Origin of the sequence: Pseudomonas sp. NPDC089741 (assembly GCF_044748825.1) — a bacterium.
Classification (GTDB): domain Bacteria; phylum Pseudomonadota; class Gammaproteobacteria; order Pseudomonadales; family Pseudomonadaceae; genus Aquipseudomonas; species Aquipseudomonas helmanticensis.
Genome location: NZ_JBIVGT010000009.1, coordinates 139,374 through 149,768, shown reverse-complemented (window position 1 = coordinate 149,768; position 10,395 = coordinate 139,374). Strand labels below are relative to the sequence as shown.

At 59.8% G+C, this 10,395-nt stretch carries 8 protein-coding genes; all 8 read left to right on the top strand.

Annotation, left to right across the window (positions count from 1 at the left end; genetic code table 11):
* Positions 1 to 243 precede the first annotated feature (243 nt).
* On the top strand, positions 244 to 1,596 hold the full coding sequence (locus ACIPZE_RS12485) for a TolC family outer membrane protein (RefSeq protein ID WP_283438147.1): 1,353 nt from the start codon (positions 244 to 246) through the stop codon (positions 1,594 to 1,596).
* 33 nt (positions 1,597 to 1,629) lie between these two features.
* On the top strand, positions 1,630 to 3,786 hold the full coding sequence (locus ACIPZE_RS12480; RefSeq protein WP_283438146.1) for a type I secretion system permease/ATPase: 2,157 nt from the start codon (positions 1,630 to 1,632) through the stop codon (positions 3,784 to 3,786).
* Entirely contained in the window at positions 3,776 to 5,143 is a 1,368-nt protein-coding gene (locus tag ACIPZE_RS12475; protein WP_400773086.1) for an HlyD family type I secretion periplasmic adaptor subunit, read from the top strand. Before ACIPZE_RS12480 ends, ACIPZE_RS12475 begins: the two co-directional genes overlap by 11 nt.
* Positions 5,144 to 5,490: 347 nt before the next feature.
* Positions 5,491 to 6,387 (top strand): TauD/TfdA dioxygenase family protein, encoded by an 897-nt coding sequence (locus ACIPZE_RS12470; RefSeq protein WP_400773084.1) that lies wholly within the window; start codon positions 5,491 to 5,493, stop codon positions 6,385 to 6,387.
* Positions 6,388 to 6,405: 18 nt separating this feature from the next.
* Complete coding sequence (locus ACIPZE_RS12465; RefSeq protein WP_283438143.1) at positions 6,406 to 7,431, top strand: ABC transporter substrate-binding protein; 1,026 nt, start codon at positions 6,406 to 6,408, stop codon at positions 7,429 to 7,431.
* Positions 7,432 to 7,436: 5 nt separating this feature from the next.
* Positions 7,437 to 8,297 (top strand): ABC transporter ATP-binding protein, encoded by an 861-nt coding sequence (locus ACIPZE_RS12460; protein WP_283438142.1) that lies wholly within the window; start codon positions 7,437 to 7,439, stop codon positions 8,295 to 8,297.
* Positions 8,298 to 8,317: 20 nt separating this feature from the next.
* The gene (locus tag ACIPZE_RS12455; RefSeq protein WP_400773082.1) at positions 8,318 to 9,184 is read left to right on the top strand and encodes an ABC transporter permease; all 867 of its coding nucleotides are present in this window, start codon (positions 8,318 to 8,320) and stop codon (positions 9,182 to 9,184) included.
* Between the two features lie 133 nt (positions 9,185 to 9,317).
* Positions 9,318 to 10,235: a LysR family transcriptional regulator gene (locus ACIPZE_RS12450; protein ID WP_129387301.1), complete on the top strand. Its 918-nt coding sequence runs from the start codon at positions 9,318 to 9,320 to the stop codon at positions 10,233 to 10,235.
* The last annotated feature ends 160 nt before the right edge of the window (positions 10,236 to 10,395 follow it).

Genomic DNA, 10,395 nt, shown 5'->3' with positions numbered 1-10,395 from the left:
GTCAATAATTTGGCTATATTCTTTCGCTATTAACTTTATGCCAAACTATTGACCTTATGGGTGCCATCCTAAACAATCGCCCCACTAATGTCACATTGATATTTCCGCGGCGACCCGTCCTTCAGCGTGTGATCCAGTTCCTGTTTTGAACTTTCCGACATACGGTCAATCTGGTTGCCATCATCCGACGCAGCGCCACGTTTTGCTGTGATTCAAGACAAGTAGTTCCGGGAAATTCCTATCATGCGTTCGCCCCTGTTTCTGGCTGTACCCTTCGCTCTCGCCGCCTCTTTTGTACAAGCACAATCCTTACCAGAAGCCATGCAACAGGCAATGGATGTCCATCCGGAAATCCAGGCAGGGGTCAATAGTCGATTGGCCGCGGATTATCAGTTAAGAGCGGCGAAAGGTGGATACCTGCCGAAGGTCGATCTGCTCGGCGGTTATGGCCGTGAAGGCACCGACAGCGTCACCACCCGCGCGAATCCCGGTGGCAATCACTACGAAACCCTGAACCGCGGCGAGTCAAGTTTACGTCTCTCGCAAATGGTCTTCGACGGTTTTGCGACGTCGAGCGAAGTCGGGCGTCAACAAGCCACCGTCAACTCCCGCGCTTATTCGTTGCTCGGCACTTCCGAGCGCACCGCGCTGACTGTCGCCCAGGTGTATCTGGACGTGCTGACCCGCCGCGAATTCGTGCGTCTGGCCGAGGAAAACCTCAAGAGCCACCAGCGCATTTATGACCAGATCCAGTTGCGCACCCAGCGCGGCGTCGGCAGCGGTGCCGACCTTGATCAGGCCGAAGCGCGTATGGCTCAGGCCCGCAACAACCTGATCACCGAGCAGACCAACCTCGCGGACTCGGAAACCAACTTCCTCAGCGCCGTCGGCCAGATGCCCGATCAACTGGAGCGTCCGGCGCCGTTCATGGCGATGATGCCGGCCAACCTCAATGAAGCGCGTACGCAGATGCTGGAAAACAGCCCGATCCTGCGTTCGGCCGAGTCGGATATCGCCGCTGCCGAGAAGCAGTACGAAACCGCCAAATCGACCTTCTACCCACGCTTCGACGCCGAGCTGGGCCGCACCGCCGACAACGATCTTGACGGTCAGAATGGCCACAACAACGAGTGGCAAGCCATGCTGCGCATGCGCTTCAACCTCTATTCCGGTGGCAGCAACAAGGCCGATCTGGAATCCAAGTCGTACCTGTCGAACCAGGCGCTGGACATCCGCAACAACGCTTTGCGCCAGTTGAATGAAGAGCTGGGCCTGGCCTGGAACGCCTTGAACAATGCGAACGCGCAGGTGCCGATCGCTCAGCAATACGTTGATCACAGCACTGCGGTACGCACGGCTTACCAGCGTCAGTTCAGCCTCGGCGAACGGACCCTGCTCGATTTGCTCGACAGCGAAAACGAGTTGTTCACCGCTTCGCGGCGTCTGGCTGAAATCAAAAACATTCAGTTATTTACTCAGTACCGAATCAAGGCGACCATGGGCGAGTTGCTCAGAAGCCAGGGAGTGGTCGCACCGTTGGCATCCGTTGTGCAGAACGACGTGAAGCCCAAGGTCCAGCTGCCTGGGATGAATTGAGTTGTCCCTTTTCAACTGTTAAGAGTGTCGAGCGTGGAATCAGAAGTCAGTCGAGTTCATCTCAGTCATGATCCACGCGCGTTGCACGACGATCCGTTACTGGATGGTCTGCTCGCCCTTTGCATGCTGCACCAGAAACCCGCCAGCGCGGCGATGCTGACCACCGGCCTGCCGCTGCCCAAACAGCGTTTGAGTGTCGAGTTGCTGCCCCGCGCGGCGGCTCGCGCCGGCCTGCAAGGGCGGGTGCTGCAGCGCAAACTGGAAGAAATTCCGGCGATCGCCATGCCCGCGCTGCTGCTGCTCAAGGATGGCCGCAGCGCCGTCCTGCTCGGCTGGCAAGGTGAAAACGAGGCGCGGGTGTTGCTCAGCGAAAGCGATGGCGGCGAGTCGATTGTCAGCCGCGAACTGCTCGCCGACGATTACACCGGGAAAGTCTTCTTCGCCCAGCCGCAACACAAATTCGACGTCAACCACGGCACGCTGATTCCGCGTGCGCGCTCGTGGTTCCGTGACACCCTCAAGCGTTCGCGCTGGCTCTACGCCGATGCGATCGCCGCGAGTTTCCTGATCAACATCATCGCCATGGCCGCGCCGCTGTTCGTGATGAACGTCTACGACCGCGTCGTGCCGAACCAGGCCGAAGCGACCCTGTGGGTCTTGGCCCTCGGGATTACCGGCGCCTACCTCTTCGACCTGATCCTCAAGAGCCTGCGCAGCCTGTGTCTGGATCTGGCCGGGAAGAAAACCGACCTGATCATCTCGGCGACGCTGTTCGAACGCATCGTCGGCATGTCGATGAAATACCGCCCGGCGCGGGTCGGCAGCTTTGCGCAGAACATCCATGAGTTCCAGAGCCTGCGCGACTTCCTCGCCTCGCTGACCCTGACCAGCCTGATCGATCTGCCGTTCACCATCCTGATCTTCATTGTCATCGCCATTCTCGGCGGGCATCTGGTGTGGATTCCGGTGCTGGCGTTCCCGATTGCCCTGCTGATCGGCTATGCGTTGCAGAAGCCGCTGGTGGCAACCATGGAACGCACCATGGCCCTCGGTGCCGAGCGCCAGTCGAGCCTGATCGAAACCCTCGCCGGCCTCGATGCGGTCAAGGTCAACAACGCTGAAAGCGAACGTCAGTACCAGTGGGAGCAGACCATCGGCACCCTCAGCCGCCTCGAACTGCGGGTGAAAATGCTTTCCGGCCTGGCGATGAACATCACCCTGCTGATCCAGCAGCTGGCCGGGGTGATCATGATCGTTTTCGGTGTGTACCAGATCATCGCTGGCAACCTGAGCATGGGCGGTCTGATTGCCTGCTACATGCTCAGCGGTCGCGCGCTCAGCCCGCTGGCGTCGCTGTCCGGTCTGTTGACCCGTTATCAGCAAGCCCGCGTGACCATGACGTCGGTCGACCAGATGATGGAGCTGCCGCAAGAGCGCAATTTCGAAGAGCGCCCGCTGAGCCGCAAGGTTCTGCAGGGCGCCATCGAGTGCCGCCAGCTCAACTTCACTTATCCGGAACAACAGAACCCGGCGCTGAAGAACATCAATCTGGTAATCCGTCCCGGCGAGAAGATCGGCATCATCGGCCGCAGCGGCTCGGGTAAAAGCTCCCTCGCCAAATTGCTGGTCGGCCTCTATCAGCCGGACGACGGCGCCTTGCTGGTCGACGGCGTGGACATCCGCCAGATCGACGTCAGCGAATTGCGCTACAACATTGGCTACGTGCCGCAAGACATCCAACTGCTGGCCGGTACCCTGCGTGACAACCTGGTTTCCGGCGCGCGTTATGTCGAAGACGAACTTGTCCTGCAAGCCGCTGAACTGGCTGGCGTCCACGAATTCGCCCGTCTGCACCCGCAAGGTTATGAGCTGCAAGTCGGCGAGCGCGGACAAAACCTCTCCGGCGGCCAACGGCAGAACGTCGCACTGGCCCGGGCGCTGTTGCTCAATCCGCCCATCCTTTTGATGGATGAACCGACCAGCGCCATGGACAACACCGGTGAAGAACGCCTCAAGCAACGCCTCGCCGCCGTGATCGAAAACAAGACCGTGGTGCTGGTCACGCACCGGGCTTCACTGTTGTCGCTGGTCGATCGTTTGCTGGTGATCGACCGTGGACAGATTCTCGCCGATGGCCCGAAAGCCGCCGTGATGGAAGCGTTGAAGAAGGGGCAGATCAGTGTTGCTTAAGTCGGGCTTCAAGGATTCGATCCGTCGCTACTTCAAAGGCACTGCTTCGCTGCAGGGCCAGCCGCTGCCGGAGGTCAACAAGGCGCTGATCGAGGACGCCCCGCGCGTCGTCCGATTGACGATCTGGGCAATCATCGGTTTCTTCGTCTTCCTGATGCTCTGGGCCAATTTCGCCGTGATCGACGAAGTGACCAAGGGCGACGGCAAGGCGATTCCATCGTCGAAGATTCAGAAAATCCAGAACCTTGAGGGCGGGATCGTCTCTGAACTGTTCGTCAAGGAAGGCCAGATCGTCGAGGCCGGCGCACCGCTGATTCGCCTCGACGACACGCGATTTGCCTCCAACGTCGGCGAAACCGAGGCCGATCGCCTGTCGATGCTGTTGCGCGTTGAGCGTCTGAGCGCTGAGGTCGATGACCGTCCGCTGAATTTCCCCGAGGACGTGCTCAAAGCCGTGCCCGGTCAGGCGAAAAGTGAAGAATCGCTGTACATCAGCCGCCGTCAGCAATTGCACGACGAGATTGGCGGGCTGCAGGAACAGTTGATTCAGCGTCAGCAGGAGCTGCGCGAATTCGCCTCCAAGCAAGCGCAGTATCGTCAGCAGCTCGGCTTGCAGCGCCAGGAAATCAACATGTCCGAGCCGCTGGTGGCGCAGGGCGCGGTGTCCCCGGTGGAAGTCTTGCGTCTGAAGCGCGCCGAGGTGGAAACCCGTGGTCAGCTGGACGCCACGACGCTGGCGATTCCGCGTGCCGAATCGGCGATCAAGGAAGTGCAGCGCAAGATCGACGAAACGCGCGGCAAATTCCGCAGTGAAGCGCTGACCCAGCTCAACGAAGCGCGCACCGACCTGAACAAGGCCAGCGCCACCGGCAAAGCTCTGGAAGACCGCGTCAGCCGTACGCTGGTGACATCGCCGGTGCGCGGCATCGTCAACAAGTTGCTGGTCAACACCATCGGCGGTGTGATCCAGCCGGGCAGCGACCTGGTGGAGATCGTGCCGCTGGACGACACCTTGCTGGTCGAAGCGAAGATCCGTCCACAGGACATCGCGTTCCTGCACCCGGGGCAGGAAGCGACGGTGAAATTCACCGCGTACGACTACACCATTTACGGTGGGCTGAAAGCCAAGCTTGAGCAGATCGGTGCCGACACCATCACCGATGAAGACAAGAAAACCACCTACTACATCATCAAGGTGCGCACTGAGCGCAGCCACCTCGGCACGGACGAGAAGCCCTTGCTGATCATCCCGGGGATGGTCGCGTCGGTGGATATCATCACCGGCAAGAAGTCGGTGTTGAGCTATTTGCTCAAGCCGATCATCCGCGCACGGGCCGAGGCGTTGCACGAACGCTAATGCCCTAATAACCCTGTAGGAGCTGTCGAGTGAAACGAGGCTGCGATCTTTTGATTTATGACAGCAGAATCAAAAGATCGCAGCGTGCCGCAGCTCCTACAAGGGAATGCGCGAAGGGTGAATAAGTGACAAAAACCGTCACTCACCATCCAGTCTATTCCTCACCATTCGCCATATCGTTATTCATTAACGGTATTTAATTTCCGATTCTTATAGCTATAAAGTCATTCCCCTGCGTACCTGCCGACCAATCGGCGCGCCGCACGACCTGAACCGACACGCAATCCAGCGTGAGTGTCTGATCGACGAGCGCGTCCGTGAGCGCGCCGTGCGTGGGAGATTGAAAGATGTCCGCAGCTACTGCTACCCCAAGCGCCGCGAGCGCAGCGCCGCAAACCTTCGAAATTCGTCCGTTCAGCGGTGCCGTTGGCGCCGAGATCATTGGCCTCGACCTCACACGGCCGATCAATGATCAGGACTTCGCGCGCATCCACCGCGCGCACCTCGATCACCACGTGGTGGTGTTTCGTGATCAGCCAATCACCCCGCAACAGCAAATCGACTTCAGCCGCCGCTTCGGTGTGTTGCAGATCCACGTGCTCAAGCAGTTCCTGCTGGCCAATCATCCGGAAATCCTCATCGTTTCCAACATTGTCGAAAACGGCCAGAACATCGGCCTCGGCGATGCCGGCAAATTCTGGCACTCCGACCTTTCCTATAAAGAGCTGCCAAGTCTCGGCTCGATGCTGCACGCGCAAGAGCTGCCTTCCGAGGGCGGCGACACCTTGTTCGCCGACATGCACAAAGCCTGGGACAGCCTGCCCGCAGAGCTGCGCAAAGCGGTCGAAGGCCGCAGCGCCGCTCACTCCTACACGGCGCGTTACAGCGAAACCAAATTCGAAGGCAACTGGCGCCCGACCCTGACGCCCGAGCAACTCGCGCAGGTCGCCGAAGTGGTGCACCCGGTGGTGCGCACGCACCCGGAAAACGGCCGCAAGGCGCTGTTTGTCAGCGAAGGTTTCACCACGCGCATCGTCGGCCTGCCGGAAGACGAAAGCCAACAACTGCTGAGCGAGCTCTACGCCCACAGCGTGTTGGCGCAAAACATCTACCGCCATCAGTGGCAGCCCCACGACCTGGTGTTCTGGGACAACCGCTCGCTGATCCACCTTGCCGCCGGCTGCCCCGCGCACCTGCGCCGCAAGCTGTATCGCACGACCATTCAGGGCGACGCGCCTTTCTGATTTGCCGGAGATTCGATCATGTCCAAACGTCTTCCATTTGCACCGCTGGCCGCCGCCATCGGCCTGGGTTTCAGCCTGGTCGCCGGCAGCCTGGTCGCGCCGACCGTGGCCCACGCCGAAGGTGAAATCCGCATCGCCGAGCAGTTCGGCATCGTTTATTTATTGCTCAATGTGGTGCGCGATCAGGGCCTGATCGAGAAGTACGGCAAGCAGGAAGGCATCGACATCAAGGTCGACTGGACGCAGCTCTCGGGAGGCGCGGCAGTCAATGATGCGCTGCTCTCCGGCTCCATTGACATCGCCGGTGCCGGTGTCGGCCCGCTGCTGACCATCTGGGATCGCACCCACGGCAAACAGAATGTCAAAGCCGTCGCCTCGCTGGGCAACTTTCCCTACTACCTGGTGAGCAACAATCCCAAGGTGAAAACCATTGCCGACTTCACCGAGAAAGATCGCATCGCGGTGCCGGCGGTGGGCGTTTCGGTGCAGTCGCGCTTCCTGCAATACGCGGCGGCCAAGCAGTGGGGCGACAAGGAATTCAATCGCCTCGACAAGTACACCATCGCCGTCCCGCACCCGGACGCCACGGCGGCACTGATCGCTGGCGGCACCGAGCTGACCGGGCATTTTTCCAACCCGCCGTTCCAGGATCAGGCGCTGGAAAATCCTAATGTGCACGTGGTGCTCAACTCCTATGACGTGCTCGGTCCGAACTCGCCAACGGTGTTGTTCGCCACGGAAAAATTCCGCGATGAAAACCCGAAAACCTACAAAGCCTTCGTCGAAGCGCTGACCGAAGCGGCGCAATTCGCGCAGAACGACAAGGGCGCAGCGGCCGATACTTACATCCGCGTGACCAAGGCGAAAATCGACCGCGCAGCGCTGCTGAAAATCATCGATAACCCGCAATTCGAATTCAGCGTCACGCCAAAGAACACCTATCCACTGGCGGAATTCCTCTATCGCGTCGGCGCGATCAAGAACAAACCTGAATCGTGGAAGGATTACTTCTTCCAGGACGCCAAACCGCTGCAAGGGAGCTGACCGAAATGAACGCCCCTTTGCCAGGCCACGCGGCCAGCAAGCCGATTGTCAGCGCCGAAGCGCTGCTGGCCGTCGACCATGTCAGCCTTGAATACCGCACCCCGCAACGCGTGGTGCGGGCCACCCATCAAGTCAGTTTTGAAGTCGACCGACAGGATCGCTTTGTGCTGCTCGGCCCGTCCGGCTGCGGTAAGTCCACCTTGTTGAAAGCTGTCGCTGGATTTATCGCGCCGTGCGAGGGCGAGATCCGTCTGCAAGGCCAGCGCGTCGATGCGCCGGGGCCGGACCGGATCGTGGTGTTTCAGGAATTCGATCAACTGCCGCCGTGGAAAACCGTCAAACAGAACGTGATGTTTCCGCTGCTGGCGTCGCGAACGCTGAAGAAAAAAGAAGCCGAAGAACGTGCGCTGCACTATCTGGAAAAGGTCGGGCTGGCGGCGTTCGCCGATGCTTATCCGCACACCTTGTCAGGCGGCATGAAAGCGCGGGTGGCGATTGCCCGGGCGTTGGCGATGCAGCCGAAAATCCTCTTGATGGACGAGCCGTTTGCCGCGCTGGACGCGTTGACCCGACGCAAGATGCAGGAAGAATTGCTGCTGCTCTGGGAGGAGGTGCGCTTCACCCTGCTGTTCGTCACGCACTCGATCGAAGAGGCGCTGGTGGTCGGTAATCGCATCCTGTTGCTGTCGCCACATCCAGGGCGGGTGAGGGCGGAAGTACACAGTCATCAATACGATCTGCAGAGTCTTGGCGGCGTGGCGTTTCAGGAGTCGGCACGGCGTATTCATCGTTTGCTGTTCGATGAGGGCCAGTCGCCGGAAACCGAGCAAGTGCACGACTTTAACGACATTCGCATCGCCTATTGAGCGGCTAGGAGGAAAACCCGATGAGCCATTCATCATCTGTGCGTGAAGAGTTCGAAACGGTCTTGCAGCCGTTGACTGAAGTGCCGGTCGAGCGCGAACTGTCGCTCGGTACGCGGCTGTGGCAGCAGGGTTGGCTGCGGAAAAGCCTGATTCTGATATTGCTCGCGGTGTTCTGGGAAATCGTCGCCCGGGTGCAAAACAACGACCTGCTGCTGCCAAGTTTTCTGCAGACCAGTCACGCGCTGTACGACGGCCTGCTCAGCGGCGAGTTGCTCGGCAAGGTGTGGATATCGCTGGTGGTGCTGCTAAAGGGCTATCTGATCGGCATCGTTATGGCGTTTGCGCTGACCACGCTGGCGGTCTCGACGCAGTTTGGTCGAGACCTGTTGAGCACACTGACGTCGATGTTCAACCCGCTGCCGGCGATTGCCCTGCTGCCCTTGGCCTTGTTGTGGTTTGGCCTGGGGCAGAACAGCCTGATTTTTGTACTGGTGCATTCGGTGCTCTGGGCGCTGGCGCTGAACACCTATGCCGGTTTTCTCGGCGTGTCTGAAACCCTGCGCATGGCCGGGCGCAACTATGGCTTGAAGGGCATGCGCTTTGTCTTGTTCATCCTGATTCCGGCGGCGCTGCCATCGATTCTCGCCGGGCTGAAGATTGGCTGGGCGTTTGCCTGGCGTACGCTGATCGCGGCGGAATTGGTGTTTGGCGCCACCAGCGGCAAGGGCGGATTGGGCTGGTACATCTTCCAGAACCGCAACGAGCTGTACACCGACAAGGTGTTTGCCGGGTTGGCGGTGGTGATCCTGATCGGTTTGCTGGTGGAGAACCTGGTGTTCGACACGCTGGAGCGGGTGACCGTAAAACGCTGGGGCATGCAGCGCTGAGCCTGAAAAGATCGCAGCCTTCGGCAGCTCCTACATTGGAATGCATTGCCCTGTAGGAGCTGCCGAAGGCTGCGATCTTTTGATCTGCTAGCATTGCGTACAGATCAATCCTGATCAGCCACGAGTGCTCAGCATGCAACTCCCGGACATGAATCTTCTGGTCGCCCTCGACGCCTTGCTCGACGAGGGCAGCGTGGTCGGCGCCGCGCGGCGGATGAACCTCAGTCCGGCCGCGATGAGCCGCACACTGACGCGAATCCGCGAAGCCATCGGCGATCCGATTCTCGTGCGTGCTGGTCGTGGACTGGTGCCAACCCCCAAAGCGCTGGAATTGCGCGACCAGGTACGCGATGTGGTCGAGCAGGCCGCGCTGCTGTTCCGTTCGGCGGACGCCGTGGACCTCGGCACTTTGCGCCGCCGTTTCAGCATCCGCGCCAATGACTTTTTCGTCGGCGTTTATGGCGGCAAGCTATTCGATACGCTTGACCAGATGGCGCCGCACTGCGAACTGCGCTTCGTCCCGGAAGGTGATGGCGATGATGAAGCGCTGCGCGAAGGGCGCATCGACCTGAGCGTCAGCAATACGCGCCCACTGAGCCCGGAAGTGAAGGTGCAGAATCTGTTTTCCACACACTTCGTTGGCCTGGTGCGCGAAGACCATCCGCTGCTCGATGGCGAAATCACCGCTGAGCGCTATGCCGGGTTTTCCCACATCAGCATGTCGCGCCGTGGCATTGCTCGCGGCCCCATCGACGCAGCGCTGAATGCCTTGGGCCTGGAGCGGCGGGTGGCGGTGATTGCGCCGAGCTTTCATGCGGCAATGTTTGCGTTGCCGGATTCTGATCTGATCCTGCCCGTACCCAAAGAGGCGCTGCTCAGTGTGCGCCGATTGGGCTTGAAACTGCGCTCGTTCGACCTGCCGATCCCGCTGCCGACGCTGATGCTGACTCAAGCCTGGCATCCGCGTTTCGATAAAGACCCGGCGCACCGCTGGCTGCGTGAAACCCTGAAAACCTGCTGCGACGAAACCTGGCTGGCCGCCCAGCCCTGATCCGAAATTCAACAAAAATCCCCTGTAGGAGTGAGCCTGCTCGCGATGACGGTGTGTCAATCAACGCATAGGTCGACTGATACGGCGCCATCGCGAGCAGGCTCACTCCTACAGGTTTAATAGTTGTGTCTGGCGCACTTATAACCTGCCAATAAGTCAA